The following is a 24,168-nucleotide window of genomic DNA, read 5'->3' as shown; positions in this document are numbered from 1 at the left end:
GCTACGAGCGACCACTTGCCGCGAGGCGAGCATGGCGGGTCGGTGTCGCCAACTTGAAGAGCAAGAGGTCCGGAGCGCCGCCGCGGCGCTCCGGACCTCTTCGTTTTGCCGGGTGCCGTTCTGCCGGAGGTCCAAGGGGCCCGGCGGAATTTTGGGGCTTCCGCTGAGACCCAAGGTTCTCGTATGGTGGAAAACAGTTTCCGAAAACGAAGTGCTCATTACCCGCTACCCGCGGGTAGGTGCGACGATCGGACTGCGCCGCACGGCCTCCCGGCCCGTCGGCGTAGCAATGAAGCTAGGGAAAGCAGAGGAAGTCGGCCATGGCAACGGCGCCCAGCGTCTCGTACTCGATGACGGTCCGACTGGAGGTACCCGCCAGCGGGACCTCGGTCAGCCAGCTCACCTCGGCCGTCGAAGCCTCCGGCGGCTCCGTGACCGGCCTCGACGTCACCGCATCCGGTCACGAGAAGCTGCGGATCGACGTCACGATCGCCGCTTCCTCGACCTCGCACGCGGACGAGATCGTCGAAAAGCTCCGCGGCGTCGAGGGCGTCGTGCTCGGGAAGGTCTCCGACCGTACGTTCCTGATGCACCTCGGCGGCAAGATCGAGATGGCGGCCAAGCACCCCATCCGCAACCGTGACGACCTCTCGATGATCTACACGCCGGGCGTCGCCCGCGTCTGCATGGCCATCGCGGAGAACCCCGAGGACGCCCGTCGCCTCACCATCAAGCGCAACACCGTCGCGGTCGTCACCGACGGCTCCGCCGTGCTCGGCCTCGGCAACATCGGCCCGATGGCGGCCATGCCCGTGATGGAGGGCAAGGCGGCCCTCTTCAAGCGCTTCGCCGACATCGACGCCTGGCCGATCTGCCTGGACACCCAGGACACCGACGCCATCGTCGAGATCGTCAAGGCCATCGCCCCCGGCTTCGCGGGCATCAACCTGGAGGACATCTCCGCGCCCCGCTGCTTCGAGATCGAGGCCCGGCTGCGCGAGGCCCTGGACATCCCGGTCTTCCACGACGACCAGCACGGCACCGCGATCGTGGTGCTCGCCTCGCTGACCAACGCGCTGCGGGTGGTCGGCAAGTCCATTGGCGACGTACGGGTCGTCATGTCCGGTGCGGGAGCCGCCGGTACGGCGATCCTGAAGCTGCTGATCGCGGCCGGCGTCAAGCACGCCGTCGTCGCCGACATCCACGGCGTGGTGCACGCGGGCCGCGAGGACCTGGTCTCCGCCGACCCCGAGTCGCCGCTGCGCTGGATCGCCGACAACACCAACCCCGAAGGGGTGACCGGCACCCTCAAGCAGGCCGTCGTCGGCGCCGACGTCTTCATCGGCGTCTCCGCCCCCAACGTCCTCAACGGGGACGACGTGGCGGCCATGGCGGAGGGCTCCATCGTGTTCGCGCTCGCGAACCCGGACCCCGAGGTCGACCCCGCGGTCGCCCGCCGGACGGCGGCGGTCGTGGCCACCGGCCGCTCCGACTTCCCCAACCAGATCAACAACGTGCTGGTCTTCCCGGGTGTCTTCCGCGGCCTGCTCGACGCCCAGTCGCGCACCGTCAACACGGAGATGATGCTCGCGGCGGCCACCGCGCTCGCCGACGTCGTCTCCGAGGACGAGCTGAACCCGAACTACATCATTCCTTCGGTCTTCAACGACAAGGTCGCCGGCGCCGTCGCGGGAGCCGTCCGCACGGCCGCCAAGGCCGCCGGGGCGACTGTGACGGGTCCCACGTCTGCCTGACGCGCGGCGCGTCGCGGGTCCCCGGGCCTCGGGCACCCCTCTAGGGTGGCGGGCAATGAGCCGGGCAGCGCACCGTGAAGGAGCGCTGCGGCCCGTAGACAGTCCGCAGCAGCGGGGTCGACGGAGCGTCACGACAAGAGGCAGTGACGCGCCCTGAGTGGCCTTCGGGTGACTCTGCCGGGTGCCGGATTGGCTTTCCCGCCGCTGGTGGGGGCAGGATGCGTATTCGGGCGCGAGGGTCTGCAAGTCAGACCCGGGTCCGGGGACCGTCCTAGGGCCCTGGCAGCATCGGCTTCGCTGTGCCCCACACGCGGCCCCGCCGCGTGGCACACGCCTCACAGGCAAGAAGAACACGGGAGTAACAACATGAACCGCAGTGAGCTGGTGGCCGCCCTGGCCGACCGCGCCGAGGTGACCCGCAAGGACGCCGACGCCGTGCTGGCCGCGCTCGCCGAGACCGTCGGCGAGATCGTCGCCAAGGGCGACGAGAAGGTCACCATCCCCGGCTTCCTGACCTTCGAGCGCACCCACCGTGCCGCTCGTACCGCTCGTAACCCGCAGACCGGCGACCCGATCCAGATCCCGGCCGGTTACAGCGTGAAGGTCTCCGCGGGCTCCAAGCTCAAGGAAGCCGCCAAGGGCAAGTAACACCCCGAGGCACCAGCAGTACCAGGCTTGACCGAAAGGGGCGGCCGTCCGGAACACGCCGGGCGGGCGCCCCTTTCGGCATGCGGGGGCCGCGGGACCCGGGGCACGCCCTGCGCCCCGGCTGCATACGGGGGCCGAGGGGCCCGGAGCACGCCCTGCGCCCCGGCCGGCCCGACGTCCGCCCTACGCCCCGGCCAGCCCGACGTCCGTGAGGGACGCCACCACGACCGTGCGGGCGCCCGCCTCGATGCCCGGCACCGAGGGCACCGCCAGGAGGCGGCAGCCGGCGGCCAGCGCCGCGGCGGCCCCGGTCGGGGTGTCCTCCACCGCCAGACAGTCGGCGGGGTCCACGCCCAGCGCCTGGGCCGCCGCCAGGTACGGGTCCGGGTGGGGCTTGCCCCGTACGGTGTCGCCCTGGGCGACGGAGGCGGCGAAGCGCTCCGTGCCGAGCCCCTTCAGTACCAGGTCGGCGACCTTGCGCTCGGACGCGGTGACCAGCGCCACGGGTATGCCGAGCGCGCGGGCCGAGTCCAGCAGCCGCAGCGCGCCGGGCTGGACGGTGACCCCCGCCGCCACCAGGGCGGTGAACTCCGCGTCCAGACGTTGCGCCGTACCGGTGAGACCGTGCCGGTCCGCGAGGAGGTCCGCCGCGGTGTCGATGGCGGCCCCGGCGAAGGGCGCCAGGACCTCGGGTGTCGCGGTGACGCCGTGCTCCCGCAGCAGGGCTGCGACGACCTCCAGCCACTGGTGCTCGGTGTCGACGAGGGTGCCGTCCATGTCGCAGAGGAGGGCGGCGGGTGCGGGGAGCGTGACGGGCATGGGGGCCTTTCGGGGCGGGCCGGTGGAGCTGCTGCCGATTAGTTGATCACTGGACGGGTGTGCGAGCCAAGGGGGGTGGCCCGCACGGTGGGGTCCGTGGGGCGGGCGGGGGCGGAGTGAGTACTGGGGTGACCTGCGGAAACAACGCCACGGGGTACGCACGTCACGGCCGTTGACGCCCTTCGCGGGGTGCCGGATCGTGGGCGGGACCGGGCTGCGCCGGGCCGGTCGCCGGGATCGCGGGATTCCCCGCGCACCGGGACCCGGCCGGAGTCCGCTACTTCACCCGCGGGTGCGTCGTGGCTGGTCGTGCGGTTCTCGCGCCCTTCGTCCGGGCGCCGCCGAACCGGGGCGGGCCACGCGGTGCCCGCCGAGCGACGGGGGTCGGCATGGGGGACAGGGACCGACGCGAGGAACCGCGGGACAGCGAGGACACGCGGGACGCGCGGGGGCCTGCGGGAGAACGGGAGCCGCGGGACGGGTCGGCCGACCGGCGGGCGAGGGAGCCGCAGGACGGGCCGGGGGACTCCGGTGCGCGGGAGCCATGGGATTCCGGCGAGCGGGAGTTGCCGGGCGGGCTTGCGGCTTCGGACGCGCGAAGGGCCCGGGACCCCCGTGAGCCGCAGGACAGGCCGCCGTCGGCGCCGGAGGACAGGGTGCGGGAGCCGCGGTCCGGGGCTTCCGGGCCGGCGTCGGGGCGGGAGCGGCCTTCGGGGGCCGCGCAGTCCGTGGAGTCGCACGCCGGGGCCTCGGGGGCCGGGGCGGGGGAGTACGGGGCACAGCAGTCCGCGGGGGCGCCCGGTGGTGGCGGTGTGGCGCCCGGCGGTGAGGGCGTGGCCCTGACTGGCGGTGGTGGGGTCGTGCCCGGTGGTGGCGGGGTGGCGCCCGGCGGTCATGGTGGGGTCCCGTCCGGCGGTGGTGGTGGGGTCCCGTCCGGCTATGACGGTGGGCTCGCGCCCGGCGGTGGTGGCGGGGTGGCGCCTGGTGGTGGCGGCGGGGTCGCGACCGGCAGTCGGAGTGGGATTGCGTCCGGCCGTGAGGGCGGGGGCCCGTCCGGCGGCAGCGGGGCTTCGGCGCACTCCGGTGGGCAGTACGGTCCGCCACCGTCCGCCGGTCCCTACGGGGTGCCCGGCGCGGGTGGTGGCTTCGGCCCGCCGCCGGGGACTTCCCAGGGCCCGCCGCCTGGGACGCCCCAGGGACAGCCGTCGGGAGCGTTCCAGGGGCCTCCGCCGGGAGCGCCGCCGGGAGCGTCCCAGGCACCGCCGCCGGGGCCGGCCCAGGGCCCGCTGCCAGGGACGCCCCAGGGACAGCCGCCGGGAGCGCCCCAGGGACAGCCGCCGGGAGCGCCCCAGGCGCCTCCGCCGGGGTCGGCCCAGGGACCGCTGCCCCAGGGCCCGCCGCCCGGGATGCCCCCGGGTGGGGTGGCCGGGGTGATGCCTCCGCCGCCGGCCCGGCCGCCCACCGTGGGGCCGCCGCCCGAGGCCGACGCCGCGCGGGCGGTCGGGGCCGGGCTGCTCAACCTCTCCGGGCTCGGGCTCGGCTACGTGCTGCTGCGGCAGTGGATCGGGGCGGCCGTGTGCCTGACCGCGACCGCCGCGCTGCTGGTGTACGCGCTGCCCGCCGACGTCGACGGGGTGTCCGGCTGGGTGGTGCTCGGGTACCTCGCCCTGCTGGTGCTGGCGGCACTCGACGGGGCGCGGCGTGGATTGCGTACGCGAAACGCGATGGCGGTGCGGTCGTCCGTGGCGGTGGTGCTGGGCGTCGTCCTGCTCGCGGTTCCGGCGGGCGGGACGGTGCTGTACCGGGGCGCGCAGGACGAGGCGGTCGAGAAGATGCTGCTCGGGCGGCTCGCGGAGACCGACGCGGTGGTGGCGCGGGCCAAGGCGGCCCCCTTCAACGCCGCGGAGCCGGACTACCGGGCAGCCCTCGCCCAGTACGCGGGCCTGGTGCGCGAGCACGGGGACTCGCGGGCCGCCCGGCAGGTGCCGGAGCGGCTGGAGGCGTACTACCGGGCGGTCGGCGCGCCCTACGAGCGGGGCGAGTACTGCGCGGCCGTCGGCCCGCTCACGTATCTGCGCGGCGTGCCCGGCACGATCGGCGCAAAGACCGCGGGGAAGCTGGCGGGCTGGCCGGACGCGCGGCTGGCGACCTCGCTGTACGAGTGCGGGATGCAGGGACTCGGGGCCGCCACCGGCGGCGGCGGTGAACTGGGCGAACTGATGCGCACCTTCCCCGGCACCGAACAGGCCGGCAAGGTCGAGCCCGCGGTGCGCGCCAGGATCGTCGCGCGCACGAAGGCGCTCGACGGCAGCGACCCCTGCCCGGTCACCGAGGAGCTGCGCCGCATCGGAACGACCGCCTCCGGGCTGCCCGGCCCCGCGGCGGCCACCCTGCGCACGGACGCCGACGGGGCGGTCGAGAGCGGCGTCTGGTCCTGCGGCCTCGACCAGTACCGGGACAAGAAGTTCGCCGAGGCCCGCGGCACGCTGGCCGGTTTCGCCGACAAGTACCGCGGCAACGCCAACGCGGGCCGGGCCCGCACCATCGCCATCGCGGCGGAGATCGCGGTGACCCGGCCGGAGGCCGGGGCGGGGCTGCCGGCCGCCTCCGCGCCCGGCGGGGACCGGATGAGCTACGTGATCAGCAACGACTCGCCGAGCCCCACCGTGATCCTGTACACCGGGCCGATCACCGGGAGCTTCAGCATGCCGGGCTGCGCGGGCTGCCGGTCCTACCGCAGCGAGGCCGCCGCGCGCGGCACGGCCTGCAAGGACAGCGGGAAGAAGTACCCCGAGCACCGGCTCTCGCTGCCCGCGGGGAAGTACTACTTCCTGTCCAAGCCCTCGGGTGTCGGCGCGCGGCCCAACCAGGGCAACATCGAGGGGACGGTCAGGCCGGGCTACACGTACACCCAGTGCACGTACAGCGTGAACCCGTTCGGGATCGATCTGCCGCAGCCGCCGGGGACCCGGACGAGCCACACCCCGTAGCCGGGGCGCGACGCCGAAGGGGCGGCCGTCCGGCAGCTGACCGGAGGACCGCCCCTTCGTGGCGTACGGGCGGGGCTAGACGAGCGCGCCGCCCGGCAGCTCGACCTTCGCGCCGAGCTTTTCGAGCTTCTCCATGAAGTTCTCGTAGCCGCGGTTGATCAGGTCGATGCCGTGCACCCGGCTGGTGCCCTGGGCGGCGAGGGCCGCGATCAGGTACGAGAAGCCGCCGCGCAGGTCGGGGATGACCAGGTCGGCGCCCTGGAGCTTGGTGGGGCCGGAGACGACCGCCGAGTGCAGGAAGTTGCGCTGGCCGAAGCGGCAGTCGGAGCCGCCCAGGCACTCGCGGTAGAGCTGGATCTGCGCGCCCATCTGGTTGAGCGCGGAGGTGAAGCCGAGCCGCGACTCGTAGACCGTCTCGTGGACGATGGACAGGCCGGTGGCCTGGGTCAGCGCCACGACCAGCGGCTGCTGCCAGTCGGTCTGGAAGCCGGGGTGGACGTCGGTCTCCAGCGCGATGGACTTCAGCGCGCCGCCCGGGTGCCAGAAGCGGATGCCCTCGTCGTCGATCTCGAAGGCGCCGCCGACCTTGCGGTAGGTGTTGAGGAAGGTCATCATCGAGCGCTGCTGGGCGCCGCGCACGTAGATGTTGCCCTCGGTGGCCAGGGCCGCCGACGCCCAGGAGGCCGCCTCCAGGCGGTCCGGGAGGGCGCGGTGGGTGTAGCCGTCCAGCTTGTCCACACCGGTGACGCGGATGGTGCGGTCGGTGTCCATCGAGATGATCGCGCCCATCTTCTGCAGGACGCAGATGAGGTCTTCGATCTCCGGCTCGACGGCCGCGTTGGACAGTTCGGTGACGCCCTCGGCGAGGACGGCGGTGAGCAGCACCTGCTCGGTCGAGCCGACCGAGGGGTACGGGAGGCGGATCTTGCAGCCGCGCAGCCGCTGCGGGGCCTCCAGGTACTGGCCGTCGGCCCGCTTCTCGATGGTCGCGCCGAACTGGCGGAGCACCTCGAAGTGGAAGTCGATCGGCCGGCCGCCGATGTCGCAGCCGCCCAGGCCCGGGATGAACGCGTGGCCGAGGCGGTGCAGCAGCGGGCCGCAGAACAGGATCGGGATGCGGGAGGAGCCCGCGTGCGCGTCGATGTCGGCGACGTTCGCGGACTCGACGTGGGAGGGGTCGAGGACCAGCTCGCCGGGCTCGTCGCCGGGGCGGACGGTCACACCGTGCAGTTGCAGGAGCCCGCGTACGACGCGTACGTCGCGGATGTCGGGCACATTGCGCAGTCTGCTCGGGCCGCTGCCGAGGAGGGCCGCCACCATCGCCTTGGGGACGAGGTTCTTGGCGCCGCGGACGCGGATCTCGCCCTCCAGCGGAGTGCCGCCGTGGACAAGCAGTACATCGTCAGTGCCGGTCATGTATCTCGCGTTCCGGAATCGTCGGACAGGGGGCCAAGAGGAAAGGGTAATGGGCCGGTACCCCCGTTCCGTAAGGGCGAGGCGGGTGGACGTACGTCATGAATTCGACACAACACGCTCTGTCCGGCGGTCATCGGCGGAGGGTTACGGTCCGGTTGTGTCCGCCGGTGCGCGCTCCCGTTGCTGCTGTGCGCCCTGAGCTGCGGACCATTTCCGGCTGTCACGGACTCCCCCCGGAGAGCGAATCTGCGGGATCATGTGGCCCATGACGGAGGTGTCCTCGCTCACAGGCCGACTGCTGGTGGCGACCCCGGCGCTCGCGGACCCGAACTTCGACCGGGCCGTGGTGCTGGTCATCGACCACGACGGGGCGGGCACGCTCGGCGTGGTCCTCAACCGGCCGACCGCCGTGGGGGTGGACCAGATCCTGGCCCCCTGGGCGGAGCTGGCCGGAGCGCCCGGGGTGGTCTTCCGGGGCGGTCCGGTCGGGCAGGACTCGGCGCTGGGCGTGGCGGTGGTGCCGGGGGCCGGCGCGTCGTCGTCGGTCTCCCCGGCGGTCCGGGGCCCGCGTCCGGCGGCCGGCGCGGACTGCCCGGTGGGGTGGCGCCGGGTGCACGGGGCGATCGGACTGGTGGACCTGGACGCGCCGCCGGAGCTGCTGGGCGCGGCCCTCGGCTCGCTGCGGATCTTCGCCGGGTACGCGGGGTGGGGGCCGGGGCAACTGGAGGACGAGTTGTCCGAAGGGGCCTGGTACGTCGTCGAGTCCGAGCCGGGGGACGTCTCCTCGCCGCGCCCGGAGGGGCTGTGGCGGGCGGTGCTGCGGCGGCAGCGCAGCGGGCTGGCGATGATCGCGACGTATCCGGACGATCCGTCGCTGAACTGATCGCAACGGGGCCTTGTACCCTTGGCTCGTATGAGCACTCTTGAGCCCGAGCCCGAGCGCGGGGCAGGTACGGGGACACTTGTAGAGCCGGTTCCGCAGACGTCGCGTGGCGACGGGGACCACGAGCGGTACGCCCACTACGTCCAGAAGGACAAGATCATGGCGAGTGCCCTGGAGGGCACTCCCGTCGTGGCGCTCTGCGGCAAGGTGTGGGTGCCGGGGCGCGATCCCAAGAAGTACCCGGTCTGCCCGATGTGCAAGGAGATCTTCGAGTCTCTCGGCGACAAGGGCGGCAAGGGTGGCAAGGACGGCAAGGGCGACAAGAAGTAGTCCCTCGCCGCCCGTTGGCGGTTTTCTCCGGTGGTGCCGGTAGCCCGGCGCCACCGGCGGTCCGGGCGGCTCCGGTGCTCCGGAGACCCCCGTGACAGCGGTAGTGGGGACGGCCCCCGCGGTGCGCTTCGGCGTGCCGCGGGGGCCGTTTCGCGTTTCCGGAAGTCGGGCGCTCCCAGGTCCCGGCGAGGTTTCGGTTGCTCTTCAGCTCTTGTCCGGGGCGAGGGCGCCCTCTAGTCTCCTGCCTGTTGTGTTGTGCAGTACGAAACGCTCGTTGCGCATGTTGCAACGCTCCTACGACAGGGGTCCCCTTCCATGAGGCTCAAAGCCCGAACTTCCCTCCCCCTGGCGGCACTTGTCCTCGCCGGGCTGACCGCCACCGCCTGTGCCCCCCAGACCTCCGACGGCGCCAGCTCCAAGAAGGACGAGAAGAGCGGCACGCTGCGGGTGTGGCTGTTCCAGGAGGTCGGCAACAAGCCCAAGGAGCAGGTCGTCGACAAGGCGGTCGCCGCCTTCGAGAAGGCCCACGCCGGGACGAAGGTGCAGGTCGACTACATACCGATCGACACCCGCGCCCAGAAGATCAAGGCCGCCTTCAACGACCCGAAGAGCGCCCCCGACCTCATCGAGTACGGCAACACCGACACCGCCGGGTACGTCAAGGACGGCGGACTCGCCGACGTCACCGCCGAGTTCGGTGCCTGGGCGGACGCCAAGGACGCGGACGCCACCGCCAAGCAGTCCGTCACGGTCGACGGCAAGGTGTACGGCTCGCCGCTCTTCGTCGGCGTACGCGCCCTCTACTACCGCACCGACGTCCTCAAGGCGGCCGGTGTCGCGGTGCCCACCAGCCAGGACGAACTGATCGCCGCCGCCAAGAAGCTGCACAAGGCGAAGCCGGAGATGTACGGGCTCGCGGTCGGCGGCGCGTACACCTACGGCGCGATGCCGTTCGTCTGGTCGAACGGCGGTGAGCTGGCCACCGGCGGCGGCACCTCGTACAAGGCGGCCATCAACAGCCCGGCCGCCCGCAAGGGCATCACCGCGTACACCTCGCTCTTCGGCGACGACAACTGCCCGGCCGCCAAGTGCGCCGAGATGGGCGGCAACGCCACCATCACCGCCTTCGCCTCCGGAAAGGCCGCCATGGCCATCGGCGGCGACTTCAGCCACGCCGCCGTCGAGGCGGGCGCGGCCAAGGGCAAGTACGCCGTCGTCCCGCTGCCCGGCCTCGAAAAGGGCTCGGTGGCCCCCGCGTTCGCGGGCGGCAACAACATCGGCGTCCTCAAGAGCACCCCGCGCAAGACGCTCGCCGTCGAGCTGATGAAGTCCCTGACCGGCAAGCAGACGCAGGGCGAACTCTTCGACGCGATGGGCCTGATGCCCACCTACACCGACGTGCGGGCCGAGGCGGCCAAGAAGCAGCCGTTCGTGGCGCCCTTCGTGAAGACGCTCGAATCCGGCCCCAAGTTCGTCCCGGCGTCGCCGGGCTGGGCGCAGATCGACGCCTCGCTGGTGCTGCCGACGATGTTCCAGGAGATCGTCAGCGGCCGTAAGGACGTCGCCAAGGCGTCCGACGACGCGGCGGCGAAGATGGACGCGGCATTCGGGACGTACAACAAGTGAGCTCCCTGATGACGGCGCGGAAACCCGGGGCCGGGGCCCCGAAGCGGGATCCGCGCCGCCCCTCCGCCACCCGGGGCGGCAGCCCGGCGACGCGCGGGCGCGGCTGGACGCCGTGGCTCTACCTCGCTCCGGCACTCGTCGTGCTCGCCGGACTGCTCGTCTACCCGATCTACCAGCTCGGCCTGATCTCCTTCCTCGAATACACGCAGGCCCAGGTCAGCGGCGGCGAGGCGACCAGCTTCCAGGGGCTGGGGAACTACCAGGCACTCTTCTCCGACCCGCAGTTCTGGCAGGTGCTGCTGACCACCGTCGGCTTCGCCGCCGCCTGCGTGGTGGCCACCCTCGGGGTGGGCTGCGCGCTGGCCGTGCTGCTCACCCGGGTGCGGGCACTGCCCCGCCTCGTGCTGATGATGGCCTCGCTCGGGGCGTGGGCGACGCCCGCGATCACCGGGTCCACGGTCTGGGTGTTCCTGTTCGACGCCGACTACGGACCGGTCAACCGGATCCTGGGGCTCGGCGACTTCTCCTGGACGTACGAGAAGTACAGCGCCTTCGCGCTGGTGCTGTTCGAAGTGGTCTGGTGCTCCTTCCCGTTCGTGATGGTCACGGTGTACGCCGGGATCCGCGCCATCCCGGCCGAGGTGCTGGAGGCGGCGTCGCTGGACGGGGCGTCGCAGTGGAAGATCTGGCGCTCGGTCATGGCCCCGATGCTGCGGCCGATCCTGGTGGTCGTGACCATCCAGTCGATCATCTGGGACTTCAAGGTGTTCACCCAGATCTTCGTGATGACCAACGGCGGCGGTATCGCCGGCCAGAACCTCGTCCTCAACGTGTACGCGTACCAGAAGGCGTTCGCGTCCTCGCAGTACAGCCTCGGCTCCGCGATCGGCATCGTGATGCTGCTGATCCTGCTGGCGGTCACGCTCGTGTACCTGCGGCTGATGCGACGTCAGGGAGAAGAGCTGTGAGCGCACTTGGTTCCGTTGCCTCCGCACTGCGGGTGCGCCGTCCCGGACGGCTGCTCGCGGAGGCGTCCGCGCTGCTCATCGCGGTGGTGGTGGCCTTCCCGCTGTACTGGATGGTGCTCTCGGCGCTGAAGCCGGCCGGGGAGATCCAGTCGACGGACGCCAAGCCGTGGACGCTGGCGCCCTCGCTGGACTCCTTCCGGCGGGTCTTCGAACAGCAGGACTTCGGCCGGTACTTCGTCAACAGCCTGCTGGTCGCCGGGACGGTGGTCCTCGCCTCCGCGCTGATCGCCTTCCTCGCGGCGACCGCGGTGACCCGCTTCCGGTTCAAGTTCCGCACCACGCTGCTGATCATGTTCCTGGTGGCGCAGATGGTGCCGGTCGAGGCGCTGACCATTCCGCTGTTCTTCCTGATGCGCGACTTCGGACAGCTCAACACGCTGGGCTCGCTGATCCTGCCGCACATCGCCTTCTCGCTGCCGTTCGCGATCTGGATGCTGCGCGGCTTCGTCAAGGCGGTGCCGGAGGCGCTGGAGGAGGCGGCGTACATCGACGGCGCGAGCCGCACCCGGTTCCTGTGGCAGATCCTCTTCCCGCTGGTCTTCCCGGGGCTCGTGGCGACGAGCGTCTTCTCCTTCATCTCGACCTGGAACGACTTCCTGTTCGCGAAGACCTTCCTGATCAGCGACACCTCGCAGTCGACGCTGCCGATGGCGCTGCTGGTCTTCTTCAAGCCGGACGAGAACGACTGGGGAGGGATCATGGCAGCGTCGACGGTGATGACCATCCCGGTGCTGGTCTTCTTCGTCATCGTCCAGCGGCGCCTGGTCTCCGGGCTCGGAGGGGCGGTGAAGGACTGAGGGACGGCGGGGTCTCGTACGGGGCTCTGGGCAGCTGCCGGGGCCGTTGGGGTGCACGGCAGCCCGACCCGACCGTACGACCGCTGGACCGCACGACTCGCACGACCCGCACGACCGCAGGGCAGCTCGACCGCACGACCCGCTGGACCGCACGACCGAAGAACCGAAGGGAATCGATCGACATGACCGATCTGATACCGGCCCCCGCCGCCGTCGACGCACCGCGAGGCGGCGGCGCGGTCCGGCTGGACGCGGAGACCACGCTGTACGCCGCTCCGGGCACCGAGACCACCGCGAACTGGCTCCGCACCACCGTCGGACCGGCTCTCGGACTGCCGCTGGCACCCGGCGGCGCGGACGACGGCAGCGCGCTGCGGCTGGTGCTCGACGACACGCTCGCGGCCGAGGCGTACCGGCTGAGCGTCGACGGGACGCGGGGCATCGAACTGCGCGGCGGCAGCGGCGCGGGCGTCTTCTGGGCCGCCCAGACCCTGCGTCAGCTGCTCGGCGCCGAGGCGTTCCGCAGCGCCCCGGTGGGACACGGCGAGGACGGGGGCGGGTGGAACGTACCGGCCCAGGTGATCGAGGACGCGCCCCGGTTCGGCTGGCGCGGTCTGATGCTGGACGTAGCCCGCCACTTCATGCCCAAGCACGACGTGCTGCGCTACCTCGACCTGCTGGCCGCGCACAAGCTGAACGTCTTCCACTTCCACCTCACCGACGACCAGGGCTGGCGCATCGAGATCAAGCGCTACCCCCGGCTCACCGAGGTCGGCTCCTGGCGGCCCCGCAGCAAGTGGGGCCACCGGGCCTCGGACCTGTGGAACGAGACCCCGCACGGCGGCCACTACACCCAGGACGACATCCGGGAGATCGTCGCGTACGCCGCTGCCCGGCACATCACCGTCGTCCCCGAGATCGACATCCCCGGCCACTCCCAGGCCGCCATCGCCGCCTACCCCGAACTCGGCAACACCGACGTCGTCGACACGGCCTCGCTCGGCGTGTGGGAGACCTGGGGCGTCAACCCCAACATCCTCGCCCCCACCGAGAACGTCCTGCGCTTCTACGAGGGCGTCTTCGAGGAACTCCTCGACCTCTTCCCGTCCCGCTTCGTGCACATCGGCGGCGACGAGGCACCCAAGGACCAGTGGAAGGAGTCCGCGACCGCGCAGGCCCGCATCGCCGAACTCGGCCTGTCCGGCGAGGACGAGCTCCAGTCCTGGTTCATCCGCCACTTCGACACCTGGCTCACCGAACGGGGCCGCCGCCTGATCGGCTGGGACGAGATCCTGGAGGGCGGCCTCGCCCCCGGTGCCGCCGTCTCGTCCTGGCGGGGCTACGCGGGAGGCATCGCCGCCGCCAAGGCCGGCCACGACGTCGTCATGTGCCCCGAGCAGCAGGTGTACCTGGACCACCGTCAGCACGGCGGCCCCGACGAGCCGGTGCCCATCGGGTACGTCCGCACCCTGGAGGACGTCTACCGCTTCGAACCCGTTCCCCCGGAGCTGACCGAGGAGGAGGCCCGGCACGTCCTGGGCACCCAGGCCAACGTCTGGACCGAGGTCATGGAGAACCGGAGCCGCGTCGACTACCAGGTCTTCCCCCGCCTCGTGGCGTTCGCGGAGGTCGCCTGGTCCACCACCCTGCCCGCCCCGGCCGAACGGGACTTCGCCGGCTTCGAGTCCCGGCTGGGAGCCCACTTCCAGCGGCTGGACGCCCTCGGCGTGGACTACCGGCGGCCCACCGGCCCGCTGCCCCGGCAGCAGCGGCCGGGCGTGCTCGGACGCCCGATCGAGGGGGCGCCCCCGAACGTGTGAGCCGCGCGAGGAGATGCGTGTGCCGCCGCCCCGGCCCTGGGACCGTTCCCCGGGCCGGGGCTCTCGCGTTGGCGCCGCCGGGGGGCCGGAGTGGGTGTCCGGCAACGGGGGCCGGTACGCCGTGGTGCCCGGCGCGGCGACCGGCTGTGGGCGACCGACGCACAAGGTCGCCGGGAATCGTGCAGAGTTGATCGTGCAGAGTTGAACGACGAGCGCCGTCCGCCCCGCGGGACTTCCCGTACCGCACCGGACCGCATCGGATCTCGCCGGATCTCACCGAACCCTCAAAAGTGTCGAATAAGGTCATTCAGGCTCTATCGGGGGTGAGGGGCGAAAGCGGAACCCGGGCCGGGTCCGGGCGGGAAGTCCCCAGGGCGGACCCTCGCGTCGGGCGGATCCGAAGATGTGCCAGAGTTGCCACGTCCGGGCCGGGAGCACGTACCGTACGGCGCAACAAGGCGGGACACCGGGAAGGGGCAGCTGGGTTGACCACGCACGCACCGCAGGCGGCGCAGTCCGTGACGCTGCCTGCCTCGCTCGACGAAGCAGTGGCGGCGCTCACCGCCATGCCCGCCGCCGTGCCCGTCGCGGGCGGCACCGACCTGATGGCCGCCGTGAACTCCGGCCATCTCAGGCCCTCGGGGCTGGTCGGCCTCGGCCGGATCAGCGAGATCCGCGGCTGGCAGTACCAGGACGGCCACGCCCTCCTCGGCGCCGGGCTCACGCACGCGCGGATGGGCCGCCCCGACTTCGCGGCGCTCATCCCCGCCCTGGCGGCAGCCTCCCGCGCCGCCGGACCGCCACAGATCCGCAACGCGGGCACCCTCGGCGGCAACATCGTCACCGCCGCCCCCACCGGCGACTCGCTGCCCGTCCTGGCCGCCCTGGAGGCCACTCTGGTGGTCGCGGGCCCCGCCGGACAGCGCGACATTCCGGTCTCCCACCTCCTGGCGGGCCGCGCGATGCTGGAGGCCGGCGAACTCGTCGCCTTCGTCCGCGCACCGCTGCTGCACGCCCCGCAGGTCTTCCTCAAGGCCACCGGCCGCACCGGCCCCGGCCGCGCCACCGCGTCCGTCGCCCTGGTGCTGGACCCGGCCCGGCGCGGAGTGCGCTGTGCCGTGGGCGCCATCGCGCAGATGCCGTTGCGCCCGTTGGAGGCCGAGGCCTGGATCGCGTCGCTGATCGACTGGGACGGCGAGCGCCGGCTCGCCCCGGAGGCCTGCGAGGCGTTCGGCGAGTACGTCGCCGCCGCCTGCATCCCGGACCCGCCCCAGCCCGCCGACGGGGGAGAGGCTCCGCCGCTCTCCCCGGCCGTACTGCACCTGCGGCGCACGGTAGCCGCGCTGGCCCGACGAGCACTGGGGAGGGCGCTGTCATGACCGACCACACGCACGGCACCACCGCCGACAACGCCGACGAGAACGGCAACACCCCGGGCACGGAGAACGCCGCACACACGGGCGGCTCCACGAACACCGCCGCCGCGAACACGGGGGACTCCACGAGCGCCGGGCATGACGTGAACACCGGGCACGGCGTGAACAGCGGGCACGGCGAGGGCGGCGGGCGCGAGGGCCACGGGACCGTTGCGGGCCAGGGCGGTCCCGGTACCGGACCCGCGCACTTCCCGGCGCCCGGTCTCGGGCCGACCGGCTGGCAGCCGACCCCGCAGGGCGGCGAGTACGACGCCGACGCCACGGCCTTCGTCCAGCTGCCGGCGGGCTTCGACTTCTCCGGCACCGGCGACCCGCTCGCCGCGCCCGGCCACGACTACGTGCCCCCGCACATCACGACCCCCCTGGAGACCGGGACCTGGAACGTCCACCTCCACCAGGACCCGCAGGCCTACCCGCCGCAGCCCTACCAGCCCCACGACACCCACCAGCCGTCCCAGCCCGGCCCCGCGCCGCACGAGCCGTCGCCGTACGGCACGCACGACGCACAGCAGGACGTACGGCACGACGCCCAGCCCCACGCGCCGCAGCCGCACGAGACGCAGCCCCACGACCGCCAAACGCACGACGCGCGGCCCCACCATCCGCAGGCGCACCAGCCCGCGACGGGCTGGCCGACGGCGGGCCACGACGCGGGGGCCACCAGCCAGTGGAACTTTTCCGAGGCCCTCGACGCGGCACCCGCCCCGTCCCCCGCCCCGGAACCGGCTCCGGCCCCCTCCTCCGGCCCGCCCACCGGGCAGTGGACCATCCCGGTCGCCGAGGACGACGCACCGGACGACTCCGGCGAGTACCCCGTCGCCCAAGCCGCCCCCTGGCACTCGCCGGGCGCTCCGGCGACCCTTCCGGGCGGCGCCCCCGCCCCCTGGGCACTCCACCCCACGCACCCCGCCGAGCCCGCCGGCACCACGGAACCCGCCGCGACCGCCGACGCACCCCAGGTCCCGCCGACCGGCACTCCCGCGGACGGCACGTACCTCGGATCCCTGGCCCACGAAGGAGCACCCGGAGCCCCGGCGGAGGGCGCGACGACCGGAACTCCCGGCGCCTCCGCCCCGGCAGCGGGCCCCGGAACGCCCGAGGACTCCGGGACCGCCGACGGCACGGACGCGGCCACGGACACCGACGTGACCCCAGGCCCCGACGCGGTCTCGGGCAGCGACGCGCCTGATGACACCGACGCGGCTGACGACACCGACGTGGCTGACGGCTCCGACGTGCCCGCAGGACCCGGAGCGGCCGGAGCCGCCGAGCTGTCCCACGGCGGTGACCAGGCGCTCGGCTCGGCGATCCCTGCGGCCCGGAGCGGCGAACCGGACACGCACCTGGACGCCCCCACGGACTCGCGCAGCGACACGACCCCGGGTCCGGCAACGGACCCGGACCCCGCCCAGGTGTCGGCCCCGGCGCCGAACCACACCCCCGCGGAAGGCACGGTCGTCCCACAGGGCCCGGCCACCGACGCCACGTCCGACGACCTCACGTCCTCCTCCGACGGCACCCCGGACGCCGCGAACACCGAGGACGGCCCGGACTCCGCCCCTGGACCGGACTCCGCCCCCGGCGCGAGTGCCGCCCCCGGAACGGACGGCATCGTCGGCGCGGACGGCACCCCCGGCGCGGACCCCGGGTACCCGCTCGACTTCGGCACCGCCGCCGGAGTCGAACCGTCCTACGCCGCCCCGCACCAGGCCGCCCCCTACCGCAACGAGCCCAGCGAACACCCGCACGCCTCCTACGTGTTGCGGGTCAACGGTGCCGACCGCCCCGTCACCGACGCCTGGATCGGCGAGTCGCTCCTGTACGTGCTCCGAGAGCGCCTCGGCCTCGCCGGAGCCAAGGACGGTTGCTCCCAGGGCGAGTGCGGAGCCTGCGCGGTCCAGGTCGACGGCCGCCTCGTCGCCTCCTGCCTGGTGCCCGCCGCGACCACCGCGGGCTCCGAGGTCCGTACGGTCGAGGGCCTGGCCACCGACGGCGAACCCTCCGACGTGCAGCGCGCCCTGGCCAACTGCGGGGCCGTGCAGTGCGGCTTCTGCATCCCCGGCATGGCGATGACCGTCCACGACCTGCTCGAAGGCAACCACGCGCCGACCGATCTGGAGACCCGGCAGGCCCTGTGCGGCAACCTCTGCCGCTGCTCCGGCTACCGCGGCGTCCTGGAAGCCGTCCGCGAGGTCGTCACCGAGCGCGAGGCGAGCGCGGAGGCGGCGGCCACCGGCCATACCGCCGACGAGGCCCGCATCCCGCACCAGGCACCCCCGGGCGCGGGCAGCGCCCAGCACACCCTTCACCACCCGCATGACGGAGGCATGGCGTGAGCAACGACGCGGCCACCTCGACCGCAGCGGTCGGCGGCACGCAGCAGGAGCCCCCCGCCCACGGCATCGGCGCCTCGCTCCCCGCTGCCGACGCGCGCGCCAAGACCGAGGGCACCTTCCCCTACGCGGCCGACCTGTGGGCCGAGGGCCTGCTGTGGGCCTCGATCCTGCGCTCCCCGCACGCGCACGCCCGCATCGTCTCCATCGACACCTCCGCCGCGGCCGCGATGCCCGGGGTCCGTGCCGTCGTCACCCACGCCGACGTCCCCGGCGACCCGAACTACGGGCGCAAGGTCGTCGACCGGCCCGTCTTCGCCTCCACCGTCGTACGGCATCACGGCGAGCCGATCGCCGCCGTCGCCGCCGATCACCCCGACACCGCCCGGCTGGCCGCCGCTGCCATCGCCGTCGAGTACGAGCTGCTCGAACCGGTCACCGACCCGGAGCGGGCCTTCGAGGCCGAGCCGCTGCACCCCGACGGCAACCTGATCCGGCACATCCCGCTCAGCTTCGGCGACCCCGAGATCACCGGGGAGGTCGTGGTCGAGGGCCTGTACCGGATCGGCCGCCAGGACCCCGCCCCCATCGGCGCCGAAGCCGGCCTCGCCGTGCCGCGCCCGGACGGCGGCGTGGAGATCTACACCGCCTCCACCGACCCGCACACCGACCGCGACCTGGCCGCGGCCAGCTTCGGCCTGGAACGCGAACGCGTGAAGATCGTCGTCACCGGTGTGCCCGGCGCCACCGGCGACCGCGAGGACGCGGGTTTCCAACTCCCGCTCGGCCTGCTCGCGTTGCGCACCGGCTGCCCGGTCAAGCTGGCCGCCACCCGCGAGGAGTCCTTCCTCGGGCACGCCCACCGTCACCCGACCCTGCTGCGCTACCGCCACCACGCGGACGCCGAGGGCCGCCTGGTCAAGGTCGAGGCGCAGATCCTGCTCGACGCGGGCGCGTACGCCGACGCCTCCTCCGAGTCCCTCGCCGCCGCGGTCTCCTTCGCGTGCGGCCCCTACGTCGTCCCGCACGCTTTCGTCGAGGGCTGGGCCGTCCGTACCAACAACCCCCCGTCCGGCCACGTCCGCGGCGAGGGCGCCCTTCAGGTGTGCGCCGCGTACGAGGGGCAGATGGACAAGCTGGCCGACAAACTCGGCCTGGAGCCCGCCGAGTTGCGCATGCGCAATGTGCTGGCGACCGGCGACCTGCTGCCCACCGGCCAGACCGTCACCTGCCCCGCCCCGGTCGCGGAACTCCTGCGCGCCGTAAGAGACTTCCCGCTTCCGACCCTCCCCAAGGACTCCCCGGAGGAGGGCTGGCTGCTGCCCGGCGGCCCGGAGGGTGCCGGCGAGCCCAGCGCCGTGCGCCGCGGTGTCGGCTACGCCCTCGGCATGGTCCACATGCTCGGCGCGGAGGGCACCGACGAGGTCTCCACCGCCACGGTCAAGGTCCACGACGGGGTCGCCACCGTCATCTGCGCGGCCGTCGAGACCGGCCAGGGCTTCACGACCCTCGCCCGCCAGATCGTCCAGGAGACCCTGGGCATCGACGAGGTGCACGTCGCCTCCGTCGACACCGACCAGCCCCCGGCCGGACCCGCCACCCACGGCCGCCACACCTGGGTTTCCGGCGGCGCCGTCGAGCGCGCCGCGAAGATGGTCCGCACCCAGCTCCTCCAGCCGCTGGCGCACAAGTTCGGCATGTCGACCGAACTGCTGTCGATCGCCGACGGCAAGATCACCTCGTACGACGGCGTTCTGAGCACCACCGTCACCGAGGCCATGGACGGCAAGGAACTGTGGGCCACCGCCCAGTGCCGCCCGCACCCCACCGAGCCCCTGGACGAGACCGGGCAGGGCGATGCCTTCGTCGGACTCGCCTTCTGCGCCGTGCGCGCGATCGTGGACGTCGACATCGAGCTGGGATCGATCCGGGTCGTGGAGATGGCGGTCGCCCAGGACGTCGGCCGGGTCCTCAACCCGGCCCAGCTGGCCGCCCGTATCGAGGCCGGAGTCACCCAGGGCGTCGGGGCGGCCCTCACGGAGAACCTCCGCGCCCCGGGCGGCCTGGTCCGCCACCCCAACCTGACGCACTACGCCCTGCCGACGGCCCTGGACGCCCCGGACATCCACATCGTCAAGCTGGTCGAGGAGCGCGACGTGGTCGCCCCCTTCGGTGCCAAGGCGGCGAGCGCGGTACCGGTCGTCACCTCGCCCGCGGCCGTCGCCTCGGCGGTGCGGGCGGCGACCGGGCGGCCGGTCAACCGGCTGCCCATCCGGCCGCAGGCGGCGGTCAGCACGTCCTGAACGGATCCGTGCGGGCCGGGTCCGACCCCGTGCGGGCCGGGCCCGCACCGCTCCGGCCGAGTCCGGAACTGCGCGGGCCGGCTGCCCCGCACGGAGGCTGCCCCGTGCCGCGAAGGGGTGCCGGGGAGTCCCGCGTGGTCTCTCGGTGCGTGGGGGCTCGGGCCTGCACGGACGTACCCCCGCATGGTTGCGCCCGCCGCCTTCGGGCCCCGCGCGAACACACTCCCCGGGGTGTGACTGTGGCGCTCCCCGGGGGTGATGACCGGCCACCCCTCCGGGGTAACTCGCAGGACGTAAAAGGAAGTTCTGCCTACGCTCCTTCCATGGTCGACAACAAGGTCGCAGAACTGAACTCCGCCGTCGTGCTTGTCACCGGGGCGATGGCCGCCGGGAAGTCCACCGTCGCCCAGGCGCTGGCCGAACGGCTGCCCCGTGCGGCGCACGTGCGCGGGGACGTCTTCCGCCGGATGGTCGTCTCCGGCCGCTCCGAGATGGCGCCGGGCGCGGACGAGGACGCGCTGGCCCAACTGAGGCTCCGCTACCGGCTCTCCGCCGCCACCGCGGACGCCTACGCCGCCGAGGGATTCACCGCCGTCGTACAGGACATCGTCATCGGCAAGGAACTGGACGACTACATCGGTCTGGTGCGCACCAGACCGATGTACGTCGTGGTCCTCGCCCCCGACCCCGACACCCTCGCCGCCCGCGACGCCGCACGGGAGAAGACCGGATACAGCGAGGGGTGGACCCCGCACGACCTGGACCGGGAGATGCGGGAGGGGACGCCCAGGACGGGGCTGTGGCTGGACTCCGCGGGGCAGACTCCGCAGCAGACGGTCGAGGAGATCCTCGCCGGGCTGGACGAGGCCAGGCAGTAGGAAGGGCCGGTCCGCGACCGTCCCGTACCACTCTCCGTATCGCAATCCCTATGCAGTTCACAAGGAACAGGCCGTCAGCGCGACTTACCCCCGCGAACAGGGAATCCGCGAGTGGAATCGAGTGTGGCACCCGGGTCTGACAATCGGGTTCCCGCGTCGCGGACACCCCTCGACGGGCCCGTGCCGTCCTGGCCCCTGGCCCGACCGGCCGATGCCCTCTTGCCTCCGCACGGTGGTCCAGGCCACCATGCGGGGCGCAACACGACTGACGGACGTGACTCAGGAGGCGTGAGGGAATTCATGGGCGATGCGCGTGAGGCAGAAGAGGCACACGAGGTCGACGGGATACAGCGCACTCTTCCCGAACGAGGCTTGAGCCGCAGAGGGTTCGGGGCGCTTGCCGGTGCGGGCGCCGCAGCCCTGATCCTGCCCGGAAGCACCGCCTGCGCCGCGCCCGCACAAGCCCCGGGGGCCTCCGCCCCGGCAACCGGAGCCGATCCCGCCGCAAGGTCCTCCCGTACCGGATCCGCCCCCGCCGCCCCTGTCTCCCGGGAGGCCGGATCCGCTCCCGCCTCCCGGGCCGCCGGTCCCGCCCTGCGCTCCGCCTATCTCGGTACGTACACCACGAATCCCGGCGGCGGTAAGGGCATCGGCCTCGCCTCCTACCGGGCCGGAGAGGGCGGACTGACGTCCTCCGGTGTGCTCGGCGGGGTCGCGAACCCGTCGTACCTCGCGCTGTCGCCGGACCGAAGGACCCTCTACGCGGTCAACGAGCAGGCCGAAGGGGCCGTCACCGCGGTCCGGATCGGTGACGCGGGCGAGCCTCCGAGGGGCCTGGGCAGCCGTGGCACCGGCGGGGCCGACCCGTGTCATGTGTCGGTGCACCCCGGCGGAAGGTTCCTGCTGAGCGCCAACTACACGGGTGGCAGCGTCGCCGTGCACCCCATCGGGCGGGACGGTGCACCGGGCGAGGTCGCCGACGTCGTACGGCACACCGGTTCGGGCCCGGATCCGGAGCGGCAGCAGGGGCCGCACGCGCACATGGTCCTCCCCGATCCGGCCGGGCGGTACGTCCTGGCCGTCGACCTCGGCACCGACTCCGTGTACACCTACCGGCTGGACGAACGGAAGGGGAAGCTCCGGGAGTGCGGGAGGGCGGCGACGCGCCCCGGCGCGGGTCCTCGGCATCTGGCCTTCCACCCGTCGGGGAAGTACGCGTACCTGGTCAACGAGCTCGACAACACGCTCGTGGTGTGCGGATACGACGCACGCACCGGCGCTCTGGAACCAGGAACTCCGCAGGCCACACTGCCTTCCGGGACGGAATTGAGTGAGCGCAACTACCCGGCGGGCGTGATCGTTTCGGCCGACGGGCGCTTCGTTTACGTGTCGAATCGCGGGCACAACAGCATCGCGCACTTCGCCGTCCAACGCGGCGGTGCCGAGCTGCGGCTGCTTTGGGTGACGCAGTCGGGCGGTGCGTATCCCCGGCACATCGTGCTCGACCCGGCCGGCACGCTGCTGTTCGCGGCCAACCAGAAATCCGGAGCGGTCACCACGTTCCGGATCGACCGTCGAACGGGCCGACTCACTTCGGCGGGAGCACCTCTCGCGGTGCCGGTCCCGGTGTGCGTACTACCCCTCTGATCAGGCGAATTGGCCTGCTCAAGGCCGATTGTCAGTGGCGGGGTCTACTCTCGTTCTCACGTCGGATCAGCGCGCGGGACCGGGTGACGGTCCGACGGGAAATACCCAACGGGGCGGGCCCGGAGGGAGATCCAGAGCGAATGGGTCCGGAGGGAAAGGGGGACCGGAAGAGCGAGGAAGAAAGGGTAGGAGAAGAGGCCGTGATCGGAATCGAACCGACGTAACTCGCTTTGCAGGCGAGCCCCTGAGCCACTCGGGCACACGGCCGTGTGCTTGATTGTTCCTTGGCAACTCCAGAACGGTAGAACGGAACAGAGATCCCACTCAAGGGATTCCGCAGCGCCGCAATGCGACTGCCACACCCCGTTCACAGAGCGCCATTCCGGTTTACGGACCACCAGCCGCGCGACGAATCCGCGACGAATCACCGCCCGGTTCAGGGATCGCCGTCCGATTCAGGGATCACCGCGCGGTTCGCGGACCACCGCGCGGATCGCGAGGAGTTGGCACCGTGCACCCTCACAGCGCTCCGAGGAACGAGGTCACCGCTGCCCGGAAGAGTTCGGGGTCGTCCACCCACGGGTAGTGCCCCACACCGGAAAGCCGCCGCCATTCGCCACGGGGGAAGGAATCGGCGACCAGTTCCCCCACACGTACACCTGTGATCGTGTCCAGCTCGCCCGTCACCACGAGCACCGGGCAGGGCACCTCTCGCAGGTTCTTGAGGACGGCCAGCCGGGCCAGGTCGTCCACGCCCTGGGGAAAGCCGGCCCGGGGGACCGGATTGTCCTGGGAGGGGGCCGCCGCCGCATGGGCGCGCTGCGGGGCGTCCCACCGGGCGTAGGCCATCGGTGCCGCCTGCGCCAGCAGCGTCCGGATCCGCTCGGGGTCGGACGTCGTGGCGAGTTGCTGTACGGCCGCCGAGGCCTCGGGCCACCAGGGTTCGGCGCTGCGGGACTCGAAGATCTCCAAGGTGTCGGAGGGGAGTTCGCTCCGGGCCGCCTGGACACGGCCCTCCGGGCAGACGAGGACCAGCCGGCTCAGGCGTCCGGGGTGCGCGGCGGCGTAGCACTGCGCGGTGGCCGCCGCCGCGCCGTGGGCGAGCAGCACGAAGCGTTCCAGCCCCAGCTCCCTGCGCAGCGATTCGAGGTCCTGGGCGAGCGCGGGGAAGGAGTAACGGTCGGGGTCGTCGGCGGGCGGAGACTGGCCCGTGCCCCGGGCGTCCGGGACCAGGAGACGGTACGAACGGTCCAGACCGCCGAGGTCCCCCAGGTAGGCGGCGTCCCGGCCGGGGCCGCCGGCCAGACAGACGAGGGGCGTGCTGGAGGGACCCAGCACCCGGTAGGCGAGGGCCGTGTCGTCGTACGAGCGGTAGAAGGGCATGGGGGTACGCCTGCCCCGTCCTGGTCCGGCCACCGGTTTCACCATGCATCCGGTCCGCGGCCCCGGTTCGCGCGGGC

17 protein-coding genes and 1 tRNA gene are annotated in these 24,168 nt (G+C 72.7%); 14 read left to right on the top strand and 4 right to left on the bottom strand.

What is annotated here, in order from left to right:
• Positions 1 to 320: 320 nt before the first annotated feature.
• On the top strand, positions 321 to 1,754 hold the full coding sequence (locus ACFYVL_RS22805; RefSeq protein ID WP_389247566.1) for an NAD-dependent malic enzyme: 1,434 nt from the start codon (positions 321 to 323) through the stop codon (positions 1,752 to 1,754).
• Between the two features lie 366 nt (positions 1,755 to 2,120).
• Positions 2,121 to 2,402, top strand: a complete 282-nt coding sequence (locus ACFYVL_RS22800) for an HU family DNA-binding protein (RefSeq protein ID WP_003954777.1) — start codon at positions 2,121 to 2,123, stop codon at positions 2,400 to 2,402.
• Positions 2,403 to 2,585: 183 nt separating this feature from the next.
• Here ACFYVL_RS22800 and ACFYVL_RS22795 read toward each other — a convergent pair whose 3' ends face one another.
• Positions 2,586 to 3,221, bottom strand: coding sequence for an HAD family hydrolase (locus ACFYVL_RS22795; protein WP_389247564.1), 636 nt, complete (start codon positions 3,219 to 3,221; stop codon positions 2,586 to 2,588).
• Positions 3,222 to 4,654: 1,433 nt separating this feature from the next.
• Between ACFYVL_RS22795 and ACFYVL_RS22790 the strand changes: the two genes are divergently transcribed.
• Complete coding sequence (locus ACFYVL_RS22790) at positions 4,655 to 6,211, top strand: hypothetical protein (RefSeq protein WP_389247562.1); 1,557 nt, start codon at positions 4,655 to 4,657, stop codon at positions 6,209 to 6,211.
• 75 nt (positions 6,212 to 6,286) lie between these two features.
• Here ACFYVL_RS22790 and murA read toward each other — a convergent pair whose 3' ends face one another.
• Positions 6,287 to 7,627: a UDP-N-acetylglucosamine 1-carboxyvinyltransferase gene (gene murA, locus ACFYVL_RS22785; RefSeq protein WP_389247560.1), complete on the bottom strand. Its 1,341-nt coding sequence runs from the start codon at positions 7,625 to 7,627 to the stop codon at positions 6,287 to 6,289.
• Positions 7,628 to 7,892: 265 nt separating this feature from the next.
• On the opposite strand from murA, the gene ACFYVL_RS22780 reads away from it, so the two are divergent.
• The 11 genes from ACFYVL_RS22780 to ACFYVL_RS22730 all read left to right on the top strand — a co-directional run bounded on the left by ACFYVL_RS22780 (position 7,893) and on the right by ACFYVL_RS22730 (position 22,708).
• Positions 7,893 to 8,510 carry a YqgE/AlgH family protein gene (locus ACFYVL_RS22780; protein WP_389247558.1) on the top strand — a complete coding sequence of 206 codons (618 nt, stop codon included), beginning with the start codon at positions 7,893 to 7,895 and terminating at the stop codon, positions 8,508 to 8,510.
• A gap of 30 nt (positions 8,511 to 8,540) precedes the next feature.
• Complete coding sequence (locus ACFYVL_RS22775; protein WP_185031735.1) at positions 8,541 to 8,840, top strand: DUF3039 domain-containing protein; 300 nt, start codon at positions 8,541 to 8,543, stop codon at positions 8,838 to 8,840.
• 315 nt (positions 8,841 to 9,155) lie between these two features.
• Complete coding sequence (locus ACFYVL_RS22770) at positions 9,156 to 10,466, top strand: extracellular solute-binding protein (protein WP_389247556.1); 1,311 nt, start codon at positions 9,156 to 9,158, stop codon at positions 10,464 to 10,466.
• A gap of 8 nt (positions 10,467 to 10,474) precedes the next feature.
• Complete coding sequence (locus tag ACFYVL_RS22765; protein ID WP_389247554.1) at positions 10,475 to 11,434, top strand: carbohydrate ABC transporter permease; 960 nt, start codon at positions 10,475 to 10,477, stop codon at positions 11,432 to 11,434.
• Positions 11,431 to 12,291 (top strand): carbohydrate ABC transporter permease, encoded by an 861-nt coding sequence (locus ACFYVL_RS22760; RefSeq protein ID WP_389247552.1) that lies wholly within the window; start codon positions 11,431 to 11,433, stop codon positions 12,289 to 12,291. Before ACFYVL_RS22765 ends, ACFYVL_RS22760 begins: the two co-directional genes overlap by 4 nt.
• Before the next feature lie 182 nt (positions 12,292 to 12,473).
• Positions 12,474 to 14,111 carry a beta-N-acetylhexosaminidase gene (locus ACFYVL_RS22755; RefSeq protein ID WP_389247550.1) on the top strand — a complete coding sequence of 546 codons (1,638 nt, stop codon included), beginning with the start codon at positions 12,474 to 12,476 and terminating at the stop codon, positions 14,109 to 14,111.
• Positions 14,112 to 14,596: 485 nt separating this feature from the next.
• Positions 14,597 to 15,490, top strand: a complete 894-nt coding sequence (locus tag ACFYVL_RS22750) for an FAD binding domain-containing protein (RefSeq protein ID WP_389247548.1) — start codon at positions 14,597 to 14,599, stop codon at positions 15,488 to 15,490.
• Positions 15,491 to 15,822: 332 nt separating this feature from the next.
• A complete protein-coding gene (locus tag ACFYVL_RS22745; RefSeq protein WP_389247698.1) occupies positions 15,823 to 17,883 on the top strand; it encodes a 2Fe-2S iron-sulfur cluster-binding protein in 2,061 nt (686 codons plus the stop codon).
• Positions 17,880 to 20,183, top strand: a complete 2,304-nt coding sequence (locus tag ACFYVL_RS22740) for a xanthine dehydrogenase family protein molybdopterin-binding subunit (RefSeq protein ID WP_389247546.1) — start codon at positions 17,880 to 17,882, stop codon at positions 20,181 to 20,183. Before ACFYVL_RS22745 ends, ACFYVL_RS22740 begins: the two co-directional genes overlap by 4 nt.
• A gap of 323 nt (positions 20,184 to 20,506) precedes the next feature.
• On the top strand, positions 20,507 to 21,061 hold the full coding sequence (locus ACFYVL_RS22735) for an AAA family ATPase (protein WP_389247544.1): 555 nt from the start codon (positions 20,507 to 20,509) through the stop codon (positions 21,059 to 21,061).
• A gap of 372 nt (positions 21,062 to 21,433) precedes the next feature.
• Entirely contained in the window at positions 21,434 to 22,708 is a 1,275-nt protein-coding gene (locus ACFYVL_RS22730; RefSeq protein ID WP_389247542.1) for a beta-propeller fold lactonase family protein, read from the top strand.
• Positions 22,709 to 22,903: 195 nt separating this feature from the next.
• Here ACFYVL_RS22730 and ACFYVL_RS22725 read toward each other — a convergent pair.
• A tRNA-Cys gene (locus ACFYVL_RS22725) sits at positions 22,904 to 22,975 on the bottom strand.
• A 252-nt stretch (positions 22,976 to 23,227) separates the two neighbouring features.
• Complete coding sequence (locus tag ACFYVL_RS22720) at positions 23,228 to 24,091, bottom strand: alpha/beta fold hydrolase (protein ID WP_389247540.1); 864 nt, start codon at positions 24,089 to 24,091, stop codon at positions 23,228 to 23,230.
• Positions 24,092 to 24,168: the final 77 nt, after the last annotated feature.

The organism is Streptomyces sp. NPDC004111, assembly GCF_042874215.1.
Taxonomy (GTDB): Bacteria; Actinomycetota; Actinomycetes; order Streptomycetales; family Streptomycetaceae; genus Streptomyces.
The sequence above is the reverse complement of the archived record's forward strand: the minus strand, read 5'-3'. Positions and strand labels throughout refer to the sequence as shown.